The sequence below is a fragment of the Mucilaginibacter sp. UR6-1 genome, assembly GCF_020880975.1.
Classification (GTDB): domain Bacteria; phylum Bacteroidota; class Bacteroidia; order Sphingobacteriales; family Sphingobacteriaceae; genus Mucilaginibacter.
Map to the genome: position 1 here is coordinate 155029 of NZ_JAJIWP010000005.1, position 20515 is coordinate 175543.

19 protein-coding genes are annotated in these 20515 nt (G+C 43.9%); 13 read left to right on the plus strand and 6 right to left on the minus strand.

Annotation, left to right across the window (positions count from 1 at the left end; translation table 11 throughout):
• Positions 1-104: 104 nt before the first annotated feature.
• From LJ707_RS17430 to LJ707_RS17445, 4 genes are all read left to right on the plus strand, one after another.
• A complete protein-coding gene (locus LJ707_RS17430) occupies positions 105-575 on the plus strand; it encodes a hypothetical protein (protein WP_228953419.1) in 471 nt (156 codons plus the stop codon).
• Positions 576-586: 11 nt separating this feature from the next.
• The gene (locus LJ707_RS17435; RefSeq protein WP_228953421.1) at positions 587-955 is read left to right on the plus strand and encodes a BlaI/MecI/CopY family transcriptional regulator; all 369 of its coding nucleotides are present in this window, start codon (positions 587-589) and stop codon (positions 953-955) included.
• A 7-nt stretch (positions 956-962) separates the two neighbouring features.
• Entirely contained in the window at positions 963-2672 is a 1710-nt protein-coding gene (locus tag LJ707_RS17440; RefSeq protein ID WP_228953423.1) for a M56 family metallopeptidase, read from the plus strand.
• 104 nt (positions 2673-2776) lie between these two features.
• Entirely contained in the window at positions 2777-3568 is a 792-nt protein-coding gene (locus LJ707_RS17445) for a DUF1835 domain-containing protein (protein WP_228953425.1), read from the plus strand.
• On the opposite strand, the gene LJ707_RS17450 is transcribed toward LJ707_RS17445, so the two are convergent.
• On the minus strand, positions 3565-5124 hold the full coding sequence (locus LJ707_RS17450; RefSeq protein WP_228953427.1) for a glycoside hydrolase family 10 protein: 1560 nt from the start codon (positions 5122-5124) through the stop codon (positions 3565-3567). The two genes, LJ707_RS17445 and LJ707_RS17450, sit on opposite strands and share 4 nt — an antisense overlap.
• A 238-nt stretch (positions 5125-5362) precedes the next feature.
• Between LJ707_RS17450 and LJ707_RS17455 the strand changes: the two genes are divergently transcribed.
• Positions 5363-6274 (plus strand): hypothetical protein, encoded by a 912-nt coding sequence (locus tag LJ707_RS17455; protein ID WP_228953429.1) that lies wholly within the window; start codon positions 5363-5365, stop codon positions 6272-6274.
• A 176-nt stretch (positions 6275-6450) separates the two neighbouring features.
• Here LJ707_RS17455 and LJ707_RS17460 read toward each other — a convergent pair whose 3' ends face one another.
• From LJ707_RS17460 to LJ707_RS17475, 4 genes are all read right to left on the minus strand, one after another.
• Positions 6451-10188, minus strand: coding sequence for an ATP-binding protein (locus tag LJ707_RS17460; protein WP_228953431.1), 3738 nt, complete (start codon positions 10186-10188; stop codon positions 6451-6453).
• Between the two features lie 73 nt (positions 10189-10261).
• Positions 10262-11146: an ACP S-malonyltransferase gene (gene fabD / locus LJ707_RS17465; protein WP_228953434.1), complete on the minus strand. Its 885-nt coding sequence runs from the start codon at positions 11144-11146 to the stop codon at positions 10262-10264.
• Between the two features lie 146 nt (positions 11147-11292).
• Positions 11293-11931, minus strand: a complete 639-nt coding sequence (gene folE, locus LJ707_RS17470) for a GTP cyclohydrolase I FolE (protein ID WP_228953436.1) — start codon at positions 11929-11931, stop codon at positions 11293-11295.
• Positions 11932-11940: 9 nt separating this feature from the next.
• Entirely contained in the window at positions 11941-12357 is a 417-nt protein-coding gene (locus tag LJ707_RS17475; RefSeq protein WP_228953683.1) for a 6-carboxytetrahydropterin synthase, read from the minus strand.
• Between the two features lie 77 nt (positions 12358-12434).
• Here LJ707_RS17475 and mqnB point away from each other — a divergent pair, with 77 nt between their 5' ends.
• Positions 12435-13109: a futalosine hydrolase gene (mqnB, locus tag LJ707_RS17480; protein WP_228953438.1), complete on the plus strand. Its 675-nt coding sequence runs from the start codon at positions 12435-12437 to the stop codon at positions 13107-13109.
• A gap of 85 nt (positions 13110-13194) precedes the next feature.
• A complete protein-coding gene (locus tag LJ707_RS17485) occupies positions 13195-14064 on the plus strand; it encodes a menaquinone biosynthesis family protein (protein ID WP_228953440.1) in 870 nt (289 codons plus the stop codon).
• 41 nt (positions 14065-14105) lie between these two features.
• On the opposite strand, the gene LJ707_RS17490 is transcribed toward LJ707_RS17485, so the two are convergent.
• Positions 14106-15347 carry a peroxiredoxin gene (locus LJ707_RS17490; protein WP_228953441.1) on the minus strand — a complete coding sequence of 414 codons (1242 nt, stop codon included), beginning with the start codon at positions 15345-15347 and terminating at the stop codon, positions 14106-14108.
• 530 nt (positions 15348-15877) lie between these two features.
• On the opposite strand from LJ707_RS17490, the gene pnuC reads away from it, so the two are divergent.
• The 6 genes from pnuC (at position 15878) to LJ707_RS17520 (ending at position 20416) form a co-directional block, all read left to right on the plus strand.
• The gene (gene pnuC, locus LJ707_RS17495) at positions 15878-16498 is read left to right on the plus strand and encodes a nicotinamide riboside transporter PnuC (protein WP_228953442.1); all 621 of its coding nucleotides are present in this window, start codon (positions 15878-15880) and stop codon (positions 16496-16498) included.
• The gene (locus LJ707_RS17500) at positions 16491-17024 is read left to right on the plus strand and encodes an AAA family ATPase (protein WP_228953443.1); all 534 of its coding nucleotides are present in this window, start codon (positions 16491-16493) and stop codon (positions 17022-17024) included. Before pnuC ends, LJ707_RS17500 begins: the two co-directional genes overlap by 8 nt.
• 92 nt (positions 17025-17116) lie before the next feature.
• The gene (locus LJ707_RS17505; protein ID WP_228953444.1) at positions 17117-17677 is read left to right on the plus strand and encodes an RNA polymerase sigma factor; all 561 of its coding nucleotides are present in this window, start codon (positions 17117-17119) and stop codon (positions 17675-17677) included.
• Complete coding sequence (locus LJ707_RS17510) at positions 17674-18246, plus strand: hypothetical protein (protein WP_228953445.1); 573 nt, start codon at positions 17674-17676, stop codon at positions 18244-18246. Before LJ707_RS17505 ends, LJ707_RS17510 begins: the two co-directional genes overlap by 4 nt.
• Complete coding sequence (locus LJ707_RS17515) at positions 18227-19588, plus strand: hypothetical protein (protein WP_228953447.1); 1362 nt, start codon at positions 18227-18229, stop codon at positions 19586-19588. The genes LJ707_RS17510 and LJ707_RS17515 overlap by 20 nt, the downstream gene beginning before the upstream one ends.
• Positions 19589-19669: 81 nt before the next feature.
• A complete protein-coding gene (locus tag LJ707_RS17520; RefSeq protein WP_228953449.1) occupies positions 19670-20416 on the plus strand; it encodes a TerC family protein in 747 nt (248 codons plus the stop codon).
• Positions 20417-20515 lie beyond the last annotated feature (99 nt).

Consider the following 20515-nt stretch of genomic DNA (forward strand, 5'->3'; position numbering starts at 1 on the left):
ATAACAACCTCAAAAGGTAAAAAAAGTTTATTTATAAAAAATAACTAAATTTTTAGTTGCAAATGTAAAAAACAACTAATACCTTAGTTTTAAATTATAAGCCGATGAAAATAATCGTTTTGATAGCGATGCTCCTGTTACCGTTTGCAGCCGCAGCCCAGCCAAAGGCTTTAACCTTTGAGGATGCCGCCGCACAAGGGCTTACGGTTGAAAAACTGGATAAACAATATACAAGTGCTTTAGATACTGATACCGCTAAAGCCGCATTTACCGGCAAACGCCAGCAGGATTTTTTTAAAGCCTATACAGCCATGCTCACAGAACTTGCCTTGTATTTGAAAGATAACGGCTTTGCCTGGGGCCAACCTACCCGACTTGTGCATCGAATATATTTTAAACCCGACGGTAAAATAGATTACTACCTTGTAAACCTTAAAGCACTTGAAAATGATGAGGTTAAAAAGGAAAAGTTTGTAGCTTTATTAAATACGTTTATACAGTACCACAAAATAAATATAACCGCTGATAAAAAGTTTGCGCAATGCGGACCGGCCATTTATCAGGATAAGAAATAGAAAAAAAAGATATGGAAATTAAAGAGTTAACACGAGCCGAAGAACAGATAATGCAGGTATTATGGCAATTAAAAAAAGGATATGTGAAAGATGTGATAGAGCTTTTACCTGAACCGAAACCCGCTTACAACACTGTATCAACCATCATCAGGATATTGGAGACAAAGGGCTTTGTAGGCCATACCGCCTATGGTAAAAGCCATGAGTACCACCCGGTGATCAGCAAGGAGCAATACCAGGATTTTGCCTCTGATAAATTACTGAGCGGCTACTTTAACAACTCGGTTAACAGCATGCTCTCATTTTTTGTAAAAAAGGAAAAGATAAACCTCAAAGAGGCCGACGAGATAATGAAACTGATTGAAAAACTAAAAAAATAAAAACGTTATGAACTGGTGGCAATATTTAATACTGGCAAACTTGTATTTGGGATTGTTTTACGGGTTTTATGCCTTGTTGCTTCGTAAAGAAACATTTTTTCAGCTTAATCGCATATACCTTGTGTCATCTGCGGCAATATCATTTTTGCTGCCGCTGATACAGGCCGACTGGGTACAAAACCTGTTTATTACCCGGCAGGTAAAGCAGGTTATATTTAATGCGCCGGTTATTGCCCTCCAGTACACGGGTAAAACCGAAACGGATTTTTTGAGCGTTGGGCACCTGATAGCCTACGCCTATCTTGCCGGGCTGCTCGCCTTTGCCATCAGGTTTACCTGGCAGTTAGCAAGCCTGCAAAGATTGATCAGCAGGCATACAGCAGGCGCGTACTCCTTTTTTAAAAAGGTACAGGTAAGCGGCGAACTGTCAGAGCATGAGGTGGTATCGGCACATGAGCATGTTCATGCCCGCCAGTGGCACTCGGCAGATGTAATGCTTATTGAACTGATCAGCATCATCAACTGGTTTAACCCGGTAATTTATTTATACCGCAATGCGGTAAAGCATACCCACGAATTTATTGCCGACAGGCAGGTAATTGATGCCGGTGCCGACAAAGCCGGTTATGCCATGCTGCTGCTTAACCAAACATTCAACGCACCGGTACACAATTTAGTTAACCCCTTTTTTAATCACAGCTTATTAAAACAACGTATCATGATGTTACAAAAAAACAGGTCGCAGCGTGTAAAGCTGCTTAAATATGGCCTTTCTGCCCCGCTATTCGTGCTGATGCTGATTTTATCATCAGCCACTATAAACGATAATAAAACCGTACTGGCCATCAATAAAAAGGCCGAGAAAGTAATGGAAACTTCAGTAACCGATGTGGTTCCGAAAGAGTATATCATTATTGATGAACCCATTATAAAGCAACAGCCCAAACAAACTGTTAAGCAAATTGAGATTGTTGAGCCCCAGACGCTAAAGGCCGAGGCAAAACAATTAGAGCTTATGCTTGATACAGTGCCAAAAAAGAGCAATGAGGTTTTTACCGCTGTTGAGCAACTGCCTGAATTTCCGGGTGGTTTGAAAGCTTTTGGTAAATATCTTCAAAACAGTATTAAATACCCGGCAGAGGATGTGAAGAATAAAGCATCGGGCAAAGTGTTTGTTCAGTTTATTGTTGAGGAAGACGGGGCATTAAGCAACCTGAACGTTCTGCGTGGTGTATCAGCAACGATAAACGCCGAAGCGGTAAGGGTATTAAAGGCCTCGCCTAAATGGTCACCAGGAAAACAGAATGGCCATCCGGTAAGGGTACAATTTACGGTACCCATAGCGTTTAACCTGCCCGCAGCCGACAATGCGGTTAAAGAAAGCGAAAAGCAAGGCACGCTGATACCCGGTAACGGCGATGATGAAAAACAAGCAACAACATCCTTTAAAGGCGAAAAGGTAAAAGGTAATGTTAATGATGTTGTGGTAATAGGCTTTGCCGCGAAAGACACCGCTAAATTAGGCACGGGGCTAATACTCAGAGGTGATAAATCAGACTTAAAAAACGTAACCTATTACTTGAACGGAAAAGAAATGACCGCGAAAGAGATGAAAGAACTTAATCCTAATAGCATAAAAAGCATTGATGTAATTAAAGATTCATCAAAAAAAGAAGGTGAAAAAGGCTACGGAAAAGTAATGGTCACCACTAAATAAATCAGTCAGTTAATAGTACTAAACCTACTCTCACATTAAAAGCCACCTATTTACCAATAGGTGGCTTTTTGTTACCGCACATTTGTAGCTTTGTATTATAACCTATGGAAAAACAACTGCATATACTTAATGGCGATGCCATGCTGCATGGCTTTAACGGTACCGGGCTCGGCGGCGATGTACTGGTATGGCGAGAAATACTTTCGGAGGGGCCGGTTACAGAAGATATATCTTCGGCAGCTTTTTGGGAGGCACGCGGCAAATGGATAAGCGAAAGTTTTAATGAGCCCGCCGAAAGCTATAAAATCAAGGTAATTGATGAGATAGGCAAGCTTAGCTGCCCTTACAGCCAGATCACCTTATGGTTTGAGTTTGACCTGCATTGCCAGATTAACCTGCTTGGTGCCCTTAACCTGTTGCGCCTGCAAAGCAATTTAAGCGAACCTGCTATTTACCTGGTGTGCCCGGCCGAATACCCCGGCAAGCCTGACTTTAAAGGCCTGGGCGAACTGAACGGCAGCGAGCTTGATTATTTGTACGATAGCATCCGGGTACAGTTAACTGATTATGACCTTACCCTTGCTGCCGAAGCCTGGGCAGCCTATTGTACCGCCGAGGCTGAAAAAATTGAGGCATTTATAACAGGAACGCCCTTTTGGGCTAACCTTCCCTTACTCAAGCCATCATTTGAGGCTCACCTGAAACGCCTGCAAACCAACAGCCGAGGATTAAATTATATTGAACAACAACTGCTGGATATTTATAACAGCGGAAAAACCACCAAACCGGATATATATGCCGCTTTTTGGGCACAAAACAACATTTATGGCTTGGGCGACACTGCCATTGACCTGTATCTGAATAAACTGCAGCAAAAAGGACTGATCAGTTTTTAATTGCCTGTGGCAATGGCCGGTGAACGGTCGCTTTCGTTCTTCAACCTGTCAATAGCGGTAAGTATGTACAAATAATGCTTGCCTTTTACAGCCGTAGTATCCTCATAAAACAGGTCAGTATTGTATTGTATGCTGAGGATGTTTTTAGGGTCATTGATATCGGTACGCTCACCTTCCTCAAAACGGTATATCACATAGCCATATACCGGCTCGTTATCACGCGCGGTAACAGGCTCCTGCCAGTTGAGGTACATACCTTTTGCCGATGGCTTTACGGTGAGGTTACGGGGCACATTTGGCGCGACAGAATCCAGCCAAAGCATTACCGGCGGCAATGCCCTATGGCGGTAATAAGTGGTACGCAACGAATCGGCAATACCCAGCGGGTTGCTGATCAATGAGTTTGAGCTAAAGTAAACACTGCCCTGTACACGCGGGTTGTTACGCAGATAACTAATCTGATTAGGCAGCTCGGCCGGGTTACGGAAGGCCGCTGTTTTACGCTCCAGTAAGCGGTATGGTGCCTGCCCTATATACAGGTGATGGTTGTTGGTATTATTACTCCACCAGTCGGCAAGCTTATCAAACGCGGCGGCGCGGTTGCCAATAGGCCAGTATAATTGCGGGTTGATGTAATCAAGCCAGCCTTCACGAATCCATTTGCGGCTATCGGCATATTGCTCATAGTATGATGAGCCGCCACTGGTTTCAGATCCTTCGGGATTTTGGTACTTATTAGCCCATATACCAAACGGACTGATACCAAACTTCATGGATGGCTTATGCGCATGGATGCTATCGCTCAGCGCCTTTATAAGTACATCTACGTTATTGCGCCGCCACTCCTTTATATCGCTAAAGCCAGTACCGTATTTTTCAAATGCTTCCTGATCGTTTATGCGCTGCCCGGCAATAGGGTAAGGGTAAAAATAATCATCCAGGTGAATGCCGTCTACATCATAATTATCAACCACATTCAGTATCACGCGTACAATATACTCGCGCACCTCGGGTATTCCCGGGTTAAACAGCTTGATACCGCCGTAGGTAAAAAACCACTCGGGTTTAAGGCGGGTGATATGATCGCTGGCAACCGCGTTAAAGTTTTTATCAAAAGTAGCCCGGTAAGGGTTAAACCAGGCGTGCAGTTCCATACCGCGTTTATGCGCCTCGGTTATGGCAAACTCCAGCGGATCATACGATGGCGACGGCGCTTTGCCTTGCTGCCCGGTAAGGTATTTTGACCACGGCTCAAAACTCTTGGCATAAAAGGCATCGGCCGCGGGCCTTACCTGCAGCATTACCGCGTTAATGCCGGTTTGCTGGTGTTCATCAAACAAATTCAGCAACTCTGTCTTTTGCCTTTCGGGTAAAGACCGTGAGTTGCTTGGCCAATCAATATTAACCACGGTAGCTATCCATACCCCTCTAAACTCACGTTTAGGGTCGGGTTTGTAGGCGTCCGGTATATCCAATTCGTGGGCCGGTTGTGCATATACACTTAAACACAACAGCAACGAGAATATATACAATACAGCAACGGTGTAAATACGCATCCAAAAACGGTTTATCAATTTAATCTGCAAAGATATAAACTGTGCGTACGTAGTTTTATTATTACAGATAATAAATCACCTGTTTTTGTGTTTTATGCTTATTGTAGTTATTTTAGCGGGGAAACAATACCTCAATAGTTGGTATTTTTTAACTGTAATATTACAATAAAGCACTATGTAATAGCTACATGCCATAGCCGGATACTTTATTAGGCCGCGCGTTTAAACTAACTTATTTATGGAGAACCAGTCTGAACAACCAGTAAAAAAGAATTCGAACGTTATTTATTTTTTGATCATTGTGGTGATCGCCCTGCTGGGTACTGATGTATACCTTTACCTGCAAAAAAACAAATCGGACACGAGGGTGGTATACGTGAATGATGAAAAAACACGCCTGCAAACCGAACTCGACAGCTTGGAAGCACAAATAGAGCTGGTGAACAGCTCAAAAACCAAACTATCTGCCGAGCTGGAGGCCAAAAATGATTCGCTGCAAAACAAAATAAAGGTATTACGGTCAGAACTGGCCAAAGGCAAACTATCAGCCGGTGAACTGGCCAAGGCGCGCGAGGACGTTAAACAACTGCGCTACTTTGTAACCAAATATACCGCCGATATTGAGGAGCTCAAAAAACAGAACTCATCATTATTAACCGAGCGCGATACACTGAAATCAAACCTGGCCGCCGTGTCAGAAAAAGCTACAACGCTTGAAAAACAAAATCAGGAACTAAGCACCAAGGTACAGCAGGCAGCCGCGCTTAAATTGTCGGCATCAGAAGTTATAGCCTATAAAGTTAAGGATAACGGAAAGGAATCAGACGTTACCAAGGCCAAAACAGCAAAAAAATTCAAGATAAACTTTACCCTGGTGCCTAACGGTGTTGCCGCCAAAGCGCTGCATGATGTGTATGTGCGGGTTATTGACCCTACCGGCAACCTGATCACCTCGGCGGATGCAGGTAACTTTACGGCAGATGACCAGGAAATGCAATACAGCTACAAAACCGCCATTGATTTCAGGGATGACGGCAGTGCTTATACTATTGACTGGTTTAACCCGGTTGCCTTCCAAAAAGGCACTTACACTATTATGCTTTACTCGGATGGTTTCAGCATGGGTAAATCAAGCATCACACTGAAATAATTACGGTAGTGCCATTTCGACAAGGTACGAGGAGAAATCACTCGCTTTTTAAAGGACGCAGGCAGATTTCTCGCTACCGCTTCGAAATGACTTAGAATATAAAAACAAAAGCCTCAGCAATGCTGAGGCTTTTGTTTTTATTCATCCGTATGCTTGTTCAGTTATATTATCAAACACTATTCAGCAGCGGGCAGGCTAAAGTAAAAGGTGGTGCCTACGTTTAATTCTGTTTCAAACCACACCTTGCCACCGGCATTTTCAATAGAATTTTTAATGAACGCGAGACCCAGCCCCGTGCCTGAACTTTTGGTGGTAAAGTTAGGCTCAAATATCTTCTCGCGCATATTTTCGGGTATGCCGTTGCCGTTATCCTTTATGCTGAGCAGGATATTTTTGCTGGTGATCAGGTAACTCAGGTCAATAACCCCATGCCTGCCGGGCGGGGTAGCTTCAATAGCGTTTTTAAGCAGGTTGTTAAAGCAGCGCAGCAACTGGTCACGGTCGGCATTGATGATGAACGGCTGCTCGGGCGGCTGGTAGTTTATGGTAAGGTTATCCATCTGTTTAAAGATGATCACGGCCTGGTTAAGCACCTCAAAAATACTAAGCTGCACCATTTTGGTATCGGGCATTTTGGCAAAGGCCGAAAACTCCGAAGCGATGGACGACAGGCTCTCTATCTGCTCAACAAATGATTTGCTGAAACGCTCAAACTTCTGATCAAACTTAGGATCCTTGTCCTTCCATGATTTATCAAGCAATTGCAAGCCCAGTTTAAGCGGTGTAAGCGGGTTTTTGATCTCGTGGGCAACCTGCTTTGCCATCTCCCGCCAGGCGCTCTCCCTTTCTGATTGTGCCAGCTTTTGCGCGCTGTTCTCCAGCGCAGAAATCATTTTATTATACTCCTTAACAAGCGCGCCTATCTCGTCATCACGATCCCATTTAATAGGCTCATTCTTTTTACCGTAAATAATACGGCTCAGGCTGTTTTGTATAAAATTAAGCGGCGCGGTTATTTGTCTTGCTATAACAACTGCTAATAAACCTATGGCGATGAATACCAGGGCATATACGTTTATCATTGCGTTAAGCAGGGCACCAACCTGTGCTTTATAGTCCACTTCGTTTGAGAAATAAGGCAGTTGCAGGTAAGCCACCGTTTGCTGTTTATTGTTTTTTAGCGGCGCGTAAACTGATTTGTAGCGCAGCTCGCCTATCTGCTCATCATTCACATATTCTGATTTTTGTAACCTGCTCATGTAAATAAAAGCCTTGGCATTCATACGCTTAACATGCAAGCCATACTCATATATTTTAGGCTGGGTGCTTATAAGCGGCACCCCCTGCAGGTTAAAAAGGGTAAGATCGGCCGAATAGGTATTGGCCAGTTCATCAAAATCAGCCAGTTTTTCGTTGTTAATATTATCAATATACTTGTTAAACTGCCCTTCCTCAAAGGCGGCGGTTATACGGGCTATCTTACCACGTATCATTTCCTCCTGCTGTGAGTTATACTGGGTGCTGATGAACAAAAAGGTAATAAAGCCAACTATCACCAATGTAAAAACTACAGCCAGTATCATCGAGAACTGGATACGTGTTTTATATAGTATCTTATCAAAATTGATGCGGAAGCCCCACTTTATCCGGTTATCGCTTATGTATAATATACGGATACGCAGCCATAACCACCTTATAAGCACTACCAGCAAGCTGAACAGCAACAGCAGCACAAAAAAGAAAGTGAGCGATGTTACACCAAAAAACAGCATGTTCTCACTTTTGCTAACCACAATAACATTGCGTTTTGATGGCATGAACACCAGGTGATTATGGCGCGAAAACACACGGTACCACTCAGGATAAATACTGTTGGTGGTTATAAAACGATACGTATTAAGCGGTGCCTCAAAGTTTCTGTTAACAATATCATACACATAACTGCCGCTTTGTGAAACCAGCCTGCCATCGGTATAAAAAGCGTACGAGTAATTCTTAAAATCGTCCGAATCGTTATTACTGCCTTCAACAAGTAATTCGGGGAAGGCCCTTGAGGTTGTCTGGCTTTTTGATCTGAGTTCAATAACCATTGAGCCTTTATTAACACCTTTAACGGTTACCGGCAGTACCGCGAAATAATTTTGCGAACCGAACGACTCATTCTCACGGTAAAAATACCGCGATACCTTGAATGAACTGTACATCACCAGGTCATTAAAAACGCTGAGCGAATAGTTGTTGCTGGCAGATATAGCCTGGTTAGCCGTATTGAACTGGTGCACACTAAGCTCGTACCTGGAAAGCGAACCATCAAAATATAATTTTTGCAGCCTGGTTTTTATGGCGTTCTCCTGCCCGGCCTGGCCAAAGGCCTGCTGTATGGTAACATCATTAAGTATACGGGTTTCCATCCTGCGCAAAGCAAAATTCACGTTGGCATCATCGGGCACCAAAAGCTTTTTTATGAGCAGTTTTCGCTGCCCTATCTCTTTAACCGACTGAAAGGTATTTAATTCGACAGAGGAAATAACAGCCCCTACAAGCACCATGGCCAGTAATGATACGGCTGAGAGGCGCCCATCAGCGTAACGGTAATCATACGCCCTTATCAGCACCATTAAGCCCATGAACAAGAAGAAGGTGTTGAACTTGCTGTACCAGGTAAATACCATGGTAGCGGCAGCAACGGCTAATATAAAAATGAACGTTTTGTGCGCGCTTGATATAGGCAGCTTAATGCAGATAGCTACAAAGGCATCATTAATAAGATAAAATATCAGGAAGGCGAAACAAAGCATACCAAGCCCCACAACACTTAGCCCGCTAAGGTTAAGCACATTGGTAACATCAAAATTTATGTTGGAGTTAATGATAAGCCCGTTAAACAATGCCAGCAGCCACGCCGACATAATGATAATAAATGCCGTGCAGCACAGCAGCACCAGGTAACTGCCCGCCCTGCTCTTTATATTATTTAAGAGGTAATTGCGGTTGATATATATAAAGGCGGCAAACCAGTTGATGAATAACAGATTGATGCAAAAATCGCCAAGTGAGGGAAATATCTCGCTTGACGCGTAATGCGAGGCGTTGAACAGATCAAGCTTAAAGGTAAAATCGGGCCAGCAGTAGTGTAAATTAATAAACCTAATACCAACTATAAAAACGGCTAATAAAGCTATTGATAGCAGCGCATGGCCTTTGCGGGCCATTTGCAAACAAAAATCATTAACAAGCAGGCACAAAACCAAAAAGGCGAAAAACCATACCGTTAATTCTGAGTAAAAGTAACGGCTGTTAACCGCCCCATCCTTTAGCTTTACGCCAAAAAGATATTGTCCGGCAATGCTGTGCACGGGGTAAAACTGCTTGTCGGTAATATCGGCAAGCTCTATAATATTGTCATCATCACTCAACAGCTCTTTAGCGAAACCATTTTTAAGATACTTATTTTGAAAGGCGTAGTTTATTTTAACAGGAAAAAGAAATATGGCCGAAAAGTTGCCCTCATCCTTACGTATGGCCTCATAATATCCGTTTTGCTGCCTGATGAATGAGCGGCCGGGCTTAATACGTGCAGGATTACGCGGCAAAACCTTTACACCACTCCAGAATGAGAGGCGGCCGGTATCAAGCGTAATGAACCATACATGCTCCTTAACAGTATAATCAGCTATTAGCTTTAACGAGAGTTGATCATTACGGCGCAGGGTTTTGAGCTGATTGAATTTAAGTGAATCGTCAAGAACACCTTGTATAAATTCCTCTTTATCGTGTATGTTGCCCTCGAGTTTTTTAGCGGTTTGCTCAAGCGTACGCGCAGGTGTGTATGAATTTGGCAATACTATGGCCGTCAGAAATAAGCTTACTGTAAGTAAGGCCAGCAGCAAACGTATTTTAACCCTGTAACTCAATTCAGTATGTTTTTTTTAGCAGATAAAATTAAATAAAATAAAGCCACTTGTAAGGTGGCTTTATTGTGTGCTGTTAGTTGATGGATGCGCTTGCCGTTGCTACGCCGCGATCGACCTTTTTTACAAGGCCCTGCAGTACGTTGCCCGGCCCTACCTCGGTAAACGAGGTAGCTCCATCCTCAAGCATGTGCTGTACGGTCTGCGTCCAGCGTACGGCGCCGGTAAGCTGGGCTATCAAATTCTGCTTTATCTTTTCAGGATCGGTATACGGCTTGGCATCAATGTTTTGATATATCGGGCAAACAGGTGCCTGAATATTGGTAGCCACAATGGCTGCCTCCAACTCCACACGTGCCGACTCCATTAAAGGCGAGTGAAAGGCTCCGCCCACATTTAGTTTAAGCGCACGTTTAGCACCTGCTGCTGTCAATTTTTCGCAAGCGGCATCAACACCGGCTATAGTGCCTGATATTACCAGTTGGCCCGGGCAGTTATAATTTGCCGGCACAACCACATCGCTCACCTGCTGGCAAATATCCTCAACCGTAAAATCATCCAAACCTAAAATTGCGGCCATGGTTGATGGTTGCAGTTCGCAGGCTTTTTGCATGGCATTAGCACGGGCAGCAACCAATCTTAACCCATCCTCAAAACTCAAAGCACCGGCTGATACCAGCGCCGAAAATTCGCCTAATGAGTGCCCGGCAACCATATCGGGTTTAAAGCTATCGCCCAAAACCTTGGCTAAAACAACCGAGTGTAAAAATATGGCAGGCTGCGTAACGCGGGTTTGTTTCAACTCTTCATCAGTACCGTTAAACATAATATTGGTAATGCTAAAGCCTAAAATATCGTTTGCTTTTTCAAAAAGCGCGCGGGCCTCGTCTGATGTTTCGTACAGGTCCTTACCCATACCTACAAACTGGGCGCCTTGTCCTGGAAAAATGTATGCGTTCATGTTTTATTAGTTGATCAGTGATCGGTAATCAGTGATTAGTTATTAACTGTTTAATCGGGTTATGGTTTGGGTTGGTGATTAGTAATCAGAGGCTGGAGGTTAGTACCAATCACTGATCTCTAACTACCAATCTCTAATATCTCCTACTAACTTAACCTCGACGATATCAGGTTTAAAAATTCGGTGCGTGTTTTATCCTGCAAAAAGGCCCCGGTAAATGCCGATGTGGTGGTTACCGAGTTTTGCTTTTGTACGCCGCGCATGCTCATGCACATGTGGCGGCACTCAATTACCACGCCTACGCCTATCGGGTTAAGGGTTTGCTGTATGCAATCGCGTATCTCGTTGGTTAAACGCTCCTGCACTTGCAGGCGGCGGGCAAAAACATCAACTATGCGCGGTATTTTGCTCAGGCCAACTACATAGCCGTTAGGGATATAGGCAATATGCGCCTTGCCTAAAAATGGCAGCATGTGGTGTTCGCACATGGAGTATACCTCAATATCCTTAACTACAACCATCTGGCTGTAATCCTCCTTAAACATGGCCGATTTGAGTATTTCCTCGGCATTAAGGTCATAACCATGGGTAAGGTACAGCATGGCCTTGGCCATCCGTTCGGGCGTTTTAAGTAAACCTTCACGGTCGGGATGCTCACCTATCAGCTTGAGCACTTCATGGTAATGGCCTTTCAGGCTGTCTATCAGTTCGGGATTGTATCGGTCAATTTTTTCGTAACCGTCAATATCGTCATCGCGGTCGGGTATGTGGCGGGTGTTATCCATCAGTGTATATTATTCGCCAAAGTATTCGGCGGAATTATTTTCAGTTTCGTGCAGGCGTACCGAGTGCAGAAAAACGCCCTCGAAAGCCTCAATAGGTGCTTTAAGCTGGTTAAATATCTCGATGCAAAGCAACTCGGTTGATGCCATTTTGCCCTGCATAAAGTCAACATCCTTATTCAGGTTCTTATGATCGAGCTTTTCAACAATATACTCCTGAATAATGGCTTTCAGATCCTTCAGATCCATTAAATAACCGGTAGCGTAGCTTATTTCACCTTTAATGGTTACAAAAAGGTTGTAGTTGTGGCCATGCCAGTTAGGGTTAGCGCACTTGCCAAATACCTCGGCATTTTTTTCTTCGCTCCACTCATCCCTGTACATGCGATGGGCCGCGTTAAAATGTTCTCTGCGCGTTATATAAATCATCATAATAATTGTGGGTGCAAATATACAAAACAAAAACAGGTGAGTTGTTTTATATTAGCCATCATAATTATGCCATTATGCACGTACTTATTGTAGCAGCCACACAGCCCGAAGTAGGGGGATTGATTTCGGATTTCGGATTTTCAATTGCGGATTCAGATAATAATCAACTGCTAACCGCCAACCGCCCACTGCAAACTATAAATAACTGCAAACTGCTTATCACAGGCGCGGGTATGGTGGCTACGGCATTCGCGCTGGGCAGGCATCTGGCAACAAACACATACGACCTGGTGATCAACCTGGGCATTGCCGGTAGTTTTGACCACGGTATTGCACTGGGTACCGTATGCGAAGTTACCGAAGACACACTGGTTGAATTAGGTGCCGAGGATGACGAAACATTTATAACCATTGATGAACTGGGCTTTGGTGAGAGCCGGTTCAAGGCTACTTATAATCTTCCATCATCAGCCCATATAAAAAAGGTTATTGCGGCTACCGTTAACACGGTGCATGGCAACGAGGCATCGATACAAAAACTGAGCAGTCGCGTAAATGCCCAATTGGAAAGTATGGAGGGCGCTGCCTTTTTTTATGCCTGTGAACAGGCTGGGGTACCGTGTGTGCAGATCAGGTCAGTGTCAAATTACGTGGAGAAACGCAACCGCGCGGCATGGCAGATAGGGCTTGCCATTAAAAATCTGAATACATTTGCTGCCGAGTTGCTCCGCAACTTATTGAAAAGTTAAAACCCTGAAGGGCTATAAAGCTAAATCAAGCTGTTCAATGTTAACCATACAACGTTTAACCTTCAGCATTTAAAACAAACAGATCATGAAACTAACCCTCGGTTTTTCACCTTGCCCTAATGACACCTTTATATTTGATGCCCTTATTCACCATAAAATTGATACCGAAGGTTTGGAGTTCGAGGTATTTTATGATGATGTGGAAACCCTCAACCAAAAGGCTTTTCGCGGCGAGTTGGATGTTACCAAGCTAAGCTATCACGCTTTTGCCTACGTAGCCGATAAATATGTATTGCTTGATAGCGGCAGCGCTTTAGGCTTCGGCGTTGGACCGATGCTGATCTCGAAAAAGGACTATGCAGGGGGTAATGATGTAGACGAGATCATCTCAAATCTCAAATCTGACATCTCCAATCTAACCATAGGTATTCCAGGCAAATTCACTACCGCCAACTTTTTATTAGGCCTTGCTTTCCCGGAGGCTACAAATAAACAGGAGTTGGTATTTAATGAAATTGAGGATGCGTTGCTGAACGAAAAGATAGACATTGGCCTCATCATTCACGAAAACCGCTTTACTTACCAGGATAAGGGCCTGAAAAAGATCATCGACCTGGGCGATTATTGGGAGAAAAAGACCGGTTGCCCTATCCCGCTTGGCGGCATTGTGGCTAACCGTAACCTGCCCGCCGATGTGCAGCACAAGGTGAACCGGGTGTTGCGCAAATCAGTAGAATATGCTTTTGCCAACCCGAAATCGGGACTGGAATTCATCCGCCAACACGCGCAGGAAATGAGTGAGGAGGTAATGTACAAGCACATTGAACTCTATGTAAATAAATACTCGGTAGACTTAGGCGCCGAAGGCAAAAAAGCCATCAAACTAATGTTTGATACCGCTAACGAGAAAAAGATCATTCCGGTTATTGAGGGCGGCTTGTTCCTCAATCCATAATAAAACAAAGCTGGCGGGTAAATTAACCCGCCAGCTTTGTTTTACTTCTCCGCTAACAGATCATCCGTCAGCTTTTCAAATTCATTAATAAATTCGGTATAATGTTCGCCGGTGGCAGGGCCGCTAAAGCCGGTGTGTATTTTGCGTACGTTGCCCTTTTTATCAATAATAATGGTTGTAGGGAAACCTACCACCTTGCTCAGGCCGGGCAGGCTTTTGGCTGCCTCACCCTTATCGGGCGTATAACCGGTGATCAGTATCGGGTAAGGTATATTAAACCGTTCTTTTAAGCGGGTTAAAGCCTTTACTGATTTATCGAAATCCTTGGTACGCTCATACGCCAGGCCGATGATCTCCACACCTTTAGGCTGATACTTTTTGTAGTAGTTAACCAGGTAGGCGGTTTCGTCCATACAGTTAGGGCACCATGAACCTAATATCTGCAACATTACCACCTTGCCTTTAAAGCGGTCATCATTAATTGACACCTTTTTGCCATCCAGACCAGGAAAAGTAAAATCCAGTTTTTTATAGCCGGGCTTTAAAGCGGTGAGCGAGTAAGCGTCGGGCAGCTTGGCTTGCTCGTTTTTTACGGCCTGCCAAACATCCGTGCCGGATAGGCCCGCATAGAACTTGCCGCCTTCAATTTTATCAACCCCTGCTACTTTGGCCTTAAACAGGTAAGCATGCCCGCCATCAAAGCACGACAAATAGAGGCTATCGCCGGCTACGGTACCTTCTAAAAAGCGGTAATCGCCGGTGGTGGTTAAAAAGGTACCGGTTAGCTTGGTGCCATCATGTTTAAATTCGCCAACGGTGGTATCGGCCTTTTCGCCCTCGCCAAACGTGGCCGACCAGCGCCCGCCGATATTCGCTTTAACCGGTTTCTCGTCCTTGAAGAAGCGCCACTTGGTATCAGGTGTAGCGGTAAAATCCATCGCCACATTGTCGGTAGCCAGGTGTTTTATCCATTTGCCCTGCAAGCCTCCATCCTGGGTTTTAGCCAAAGCAAATTCCGAATCAAACAAAGGCATCTTAATAAATACCGAATCGCCGGCGGTAGTTACATCAGGCACGGCAAAACGCTCGGTGCCGTTGATAATGTTCAGCTTGTATTTGCCTGCGCTGTCGGTCAGCTCAAAATTAAATGGGATGCCCTCGCCTGCTGATGTTTTTAAAACCCCGCGCCAGGTACCGGTCTGTAATTCGGATGATTGTTGACTGCATGAGGCCAGCAGTGCGGCCGAGAATATAAATAGTCCTTTACGGATATACTGTACCATCTTATAAAAAGTCTACTAAATTAATATACTTTTCAAAGGTAAATAATTTTACCATAATGGCGAGTTTTGTACCGGGAACCAAAAATGTATAAACAAAAAAAGAGAGCATTTTTAAGTGCTCCCTTTCCCCTAATTAATTTAAACTATTGATTAAACCCAAAACAAAGAACATAACATCTCAGCCTGGGCGTCTGAGAATTCGATTAAAAAATGTTTTTCACAGGTAGACGTTTGTTTTTATTCTCTTTTCACAGATATAAACGCAAGGTCACACAGAAATTAACAAACACAGCGCCATTATATGAAGGGAGGCGTAACTAAGCTGTTACAATAGCTTCTTCACATCCAATTCAACATAAATAAGGGTTAAATATTTAATCGAATAATTAAGTGTCACAACACTATTTTAAACTTTTGGGTAATTTACGGACAAAGTGTATGCATTTAGAAACAATACTATGTACGTTATTAAATACAGATTGTACAAAATGTATGCTAATTGAAACACTTTTTAATATTCTATATTTGGTATGATGAATTGGAGCGCCGAATTGCAACAATGGTGGCAACAGCAAACCTGGTATGAGCTTACCGGCGTACTTACCGGCCTGGCCTGTGTTTACCTGGCAGCGCGCAACAGTATTTTAAACTGGCCCTTTGCCATTATCAGCGTAAGCATATACCTGTATATATTTTATAAGGCACACCTTTTTGCCGATATGGGTTTGCAGGTATATTTTTTGGCCATGAATATTTATGGCTGGTACTACTGGCTGCACAAACCCGATGGCACAGGCATTACCCCCGTTGTGCTCATCACTAAAAAGCAAGCACTGCTATCTGCCGTAAGCATTGTGGCGTGTACCATAATTTTGGGTAGCGGATTGCGGTATACATCGGCCTCATACCCTTACCTTGATAGTTTTTGCGCGGCTTGCAGCGTGGTAGCCCAGGTGCTTATGGCCCGGCGGGTTCTGCAAAACTGGCTGCTATGGGTGTTTGTTGATATTATTTACGTAGGTATTTACATGTTTAAAGATCTGCACCTAACATCAGCTATGTATGCCATTTACATAGCTATGGCGGCAATGGGTTACGTTGAATGGCGGCGCGAGTATAAAAAACAACAACAAATACACCCTAATGGATAACAACATTATTAAAATAGCGGTTGTAGGGCCTGAGTCAACCGGGAAATCAACCATGGCAGCCTACCTGGCCGAGCATTACCACACCATTTGGGTACCTGAGTTTGCCCGTGAATATTGCGAAAACCTTGATCGTGAATATACCTGGCAGGATGAGCTGAACATGTTTTACGGGCAGCTTGAGCTGGAGGAAAAACTCACCCCGCAAGCCAATAAACTGCTGATCTGCGATACCACCTTTATCACAATAAAAATCTGGAGCGACCACCTGTTCGGCCGTTCGCCGCAGGAGGTGTTGGACAAACTGGCCGGTCATCCATACGATCTTTACCTGCTGCTTGATATTGATATGCCCTGGCAGGACGACCCCCTGCGCGATTTCCCTCACCTGCGCGAACATTTTATGCAGGTATGGCACCGCGAATTACAAGCCCTTAATGCTGATTATAAAGTAATATCAGGCCTCGGGGCTGAGCGCTACGCTAACGCTGTAACCGCCATTGATACCTGGCTGCAAAACCGTGGCTAAAAAATAATTTAACATTCTGATAATATTTTGCGCGATTGATGCAACACTGAAATATATCTGCTGTCTAATAGACTGAAAGCTGAATATCACAATTGGAAGCCATATACATCGACAAACATTACAACCTGGTGGTTGAATGCAAGCAGGGGAGTAAGAAAGCCTGCTATGAGCTCTATCGCCTGTACTCTAAAGCAATGCTTAACATTGCCTACCGCATAGTAGGTGACGTTGGCGAAGCCGAGGATGTGCTGCAGGAAGCTTTTTTGCATGCCTTTAACAAGGTGCATGATTTTAGGCAGGAAACCACCTTTGGCCTATGGCTCAAACAGATCGTTGTATCGCGGTCCATCAACCTGCTCCGTAAGCGCAAACTGGAGTGGACTGAGCTGGAGGACGAAAAGATGATGAACATACCTGAAGAGGAAACGGAAGATGACGATGAAAAGAACTACAAAGTAACCCAGGTAAAAGAGGCAATGAAGGAGCTCCCGGAAGGTTACCGCGTAGTACTATCGCTCTACCTGCTTGAAGGGTATGATCATGAAGAGATAGGCCAGATCTTAAATATTACAGAAAACACATCGCGCACACAGTTTTTACGCGCTAAACGAAAACTGGGCGAAATTTTAAGCAGAAAAGGAATAACATCATGAGCAAGCGATTAGAAGATTTCATGAAAGCCAACAAGGACGAATTTAATGACCTTGAGCCACGTATGGAATTGTGGGACAGCATTGAACAAAAATTGAATTTAAGCGGACCACCTGCCGGGCTGCCAAAAAAGCCCGAGGCCAAAACGTTTTCGCTTGGCTTTGTACTAAGAGTTGCCGCAAGCGTAATTGTGGTGATGGGCGTATGCTTTGTGCTGTATCTGCGCAACGGCAAAAACCAGGGCGTAGAACTGGCCGATATTAACCCCGCCTACGCCAAACAGCAAATGCACTACGCATCGCTGGTGCAAACCAAGCGTACAGAGCTAAAAACACTGGCCAAAACGGACCCGCAGTTGTACAAGGAGTTTAGTAAAGAGATTGCTAAAATGGATTCGGCATACAGTCGCCTAAAAACCGATCTGGCTACCAGCCCTAACCAAGAACGTACACTCAAGGCCATGATACGTAACCTGCAGATACAAACAGAGGTGCTAAACCAGCAGCTAAGCGTAATTGAACAATTTAACAAGTTGAAAAAAGAACAAAACAATGAGATCAAAAATATATAAACTAATGTTTTCGCTGCTGGCATTCACCCTGCTTGCCGCCTGCGCTGCATCGGCACAAAAAAAGCCTGCCGCCCCAACCACCAAGCCTGCAAAACCGGTTACATCCATCACTATTAATGGCACTACTGTTATGGATGATGATATCAAGGTAAATTTAAAGAATCTTGACGTTCAGCTTAAGGATCTTAATGTAAAGTTGAATAACAAGGAGCTTAAAAAGCTTAATCAGGAACTGGCCGTAAGCATGAAAAACATGAATAAGGACCTGAACCTCAGCCTTGCCAACCTGAACAAACAGCTTACCGTAATTGGCGATATAGATATTGACATAGATAACGATATAGACAATGATATAGATGTTAATACTAACAAAATTAACATCAACGGTAAATCATACAACAACATACAGGACGATGACCTGGAAGAAAAGGTAAAAAACTACAGCAAAAGCTACCCGGCCGATCGTAACGATGCGCTGAGCATTGATAATCGTTACGGCAAAGTAACCGTTATTACCTGGAATAAAAACGAATTTAAGGTTGATGTGCAGATAAAGGTAGCCACCAACAAAGAAGGCAAAGTGCAAAAAATGCTTGACGATGTAACCATTGCCGATGGCCGCGACGGACAAACCGTTTGGTTTAAAACAAAACTTGGCGACAGCAACGATGGCGGTTCATGGTCTATTATTAACGGCAGTCGTCGCAGCATTCGCCGCATCGAAATAAATTATACCGTTTACATGCCTGCTAAAAATAGTTTGGCGGTAACCAACAGGTATGGCAGTACCGTTTTGCCCGATCTGGCAGGCAAGGTAACCATTAACCATTCCTATGGTAATTTCGCAGCAAAAAACCTTACTAATATTGGTAATGATATTAATGTAAAATATGGCAGCGCCACTATTGAAGGGCTAACCGGCAGCGAACTTAACGTAGCCTACGGCAATCTTAACCTTAGTGAGTGCGAAAAGCTGAACGCTAACGTAAGCTATGGCTCGGCAAAAATTGGCAGCATCAAAACATCAGGTAATATAAACGTTAAATATAGCGGCGGGTTAAACATAGCCACGCTTGATAAAAACCTGAAAAACCTGGTGGTTAACTCATCATACTCCGGGGTAAAACTGGGCGTTAGCGAACCATTGAATATTGATTTTGATGTAACCGTACATTATGGCAGCTTTAATTATGATAATGATGTGGTGAACGTAGTAAACAAAAACCCATCAGACGAGGAGCGTGGCTTTAACCCTACCAAAAATTTTAAAGGTAAATTAGGTAAGGGCAGCAATGGTACCATCGTTATCAAATCAAACTATGGCAGTGTAAAGTTCGAATAATTCATACCAACTAAATACTAATTATTAAAACCCTTGCCTCATGGCGGGGGTTTTGTATTTTAGCGACACTTACACATAGCAATGGAAATTTTCTCGAACCCGGAAACCTGGATCTCCCTCATTACCCTAACCGTGCTTGAAATTGTGCTGGGTATTGACAACATCATATTTATATCTATACTGGCTGATAAGCTGCCAAAGGATCAGCAGGCAAAAGGCAGGCGCGTAGGCCTGGGTATGGCGCTCATCACCCGTATACTGCTGCTGCTATCAATCAGTTGGGTAATGCGGCTTACCACGCCGTTATTTAATATTTCGGGATTATTAGGTATAACTGATGCTGAGTGGGTAGAAAAACTGGCCATCTCCGGGCGCGACCTCATATTGCTTATCGGCGGCTTGTTCCTGATATACAAAAGCACGCATGAGATACATGGCAAAATTGAAGGTGATGATGAAGATACCGGCAATGTAAAGGCTCACTCTTTTTGGGGCACCATCTTCCAGATCATGATACTGGATATTGTTTTTTCGTTAGACTCGGTGATCACCGCCGTTGGCATGGCCGACCATGTGGAAATTATGATAGCCGCCGTAGTTATCGCCGTAATCATTATGATGTGGGCATCAGGCAGCGTAGCCAATTTTGTTAACAAGCATCCAACGGTAAAAATGCTCGCCCTCTCCTTCCTGCTGCTTATCGGCGTATCCCTGCTTGCCGAAGCATTTGAACAGCACATCCCGAAAGGATATATCTATTTTGCCATGGCATTTTCGGTAATGGTTGAGATGCTGAACTTGAAGGTGAAGAGTAAGGGGGATAGCTGAAAAGTAGTTGAGTTTTTAAACTGGAAAAGTTAGCAAAACCCCTCCCTGGCCCTCCCAGGGGAGGGAATAAAGCTTAAAATGCAATTTCAATTCCCTCCC

Excerpts from the sequence above, each read along its gene's own strand:
- LJ707_RS17430 (WP_228953419.1), top strand. The coding sequence starts at position 105 with ATGAAAATAATCGTTTTGATAGCGATGCTCCTGTTACCGTTTGCAGCC.
- LJ707_RS17435 (WP_228953421.1), top strand. The coding sequence starts at position 587 with ATGGAAATTAAAGAGTTAACACGAGCCGAAGAACAGATAATGCAGGTA.
- LJ707_RS17440 (WP_228953423.1), top strand. The coding sequence starts at position 963 with ATGAACTGGTGGCAATATTTAATACTGGCAAACTTGTATTTGGGATTG.
- LJ707_RS17445 (WP_228953425.1), top strand. The coding sequence starts at position 2,777 with ATGGAAAAACAACTGCATATACTTAATGGCGATGCCATGCTGCATGGC.
- LJ707_RS17450 (WP_228953427.1), bottom strand. The coding sequence starts at position 5,124 with ATGCGTATTTACACCGTTGCTGTATTGTATATATTCTCGTTGCTGTTG.
- LJ707_RS17455 (WP_228953429.1), top strand. The coding sequence starts at position 5,363 with ATGGAGAACCAGTCTGAACAACCAGTAAAAAAGAATTCGAACGTTATT.
- fabD (WP_228953434.1), bottom strand. The coding sequence starts at position 11,146 with ATGAACGCATACATTTTTCCAGGACAAGGCGCCCAGTTTGTAGGTATG.
- folE (WP_228953436.1), bottom strand. The coding sequence starts at position 11,931 with ATGGATAACACCCGCCACATACCCGACCGCGATGACGATATTGACGGT.
- LJ707_RS17475 (WP_228953683.1), bottom strand. The coding sequence starts at position 12,357 with ATGATTTATATAACGCGCAGAGAACATTTTAACGCGGCCCATCGCATG.
- mqnB (WP_228953438.1), top strand. The coding sequence starts at position 12,435 with ATGCACGTACTTATTGTAGCAGCCACACAGCCCGAAGTAGGGGGATTG.
- LJ707_RS17485 (WP_228953440.1), top strand. The coding sequence starts at position 13,195 with ATGAAACTAACCCTCGGTTTTTCACCTTGCCCTAATGACACCTTTATA.
- LJ707_RS17490 (WP_228953441.1), bottom strand. The coding sequence starts at position 15,347 with ATGGTACAGTATATCCGTAAAGGACTATTTATATTCTCGGCCGCACTG.
- pnuC (WP_228953442.1), top strand. The coding sequence starts at position 15,878 with ATGATGAATTGGAGCGCCGAATTGCAACAATGGTGGCAACAGCAAACC.
- LJ707_RS17500 (WP_228953443.1), top strand. The coding sequence starts at position 16,491 with ATGGATAACAACATTATTAAAATAGCGGTTGTAGGGCCTGAGTCAACC.
- LJ707_RS17510 (WP_228953445.1), top strand. The coding sequence starts at position 17,674 with ATGAGCAAGCGATTAGAAGATTTCATGAAAGCCAACAAGGACGAATTT.
- LJ707_RS17515 (WP_228953447.1), top strand. The coding sequence starts at position 18,227 with ATGAGATCAAAAATATATAAACTAATGTTTTCGCTGCTGGCATTCACC.
- LJ707_RS17520 (WP_228953449.1), top strand. The coding sequence starts at position 19,670 with ATGGAAATTTTCTCGAACCCGGAAACCTGGATCTCCCTCATTACCCTA.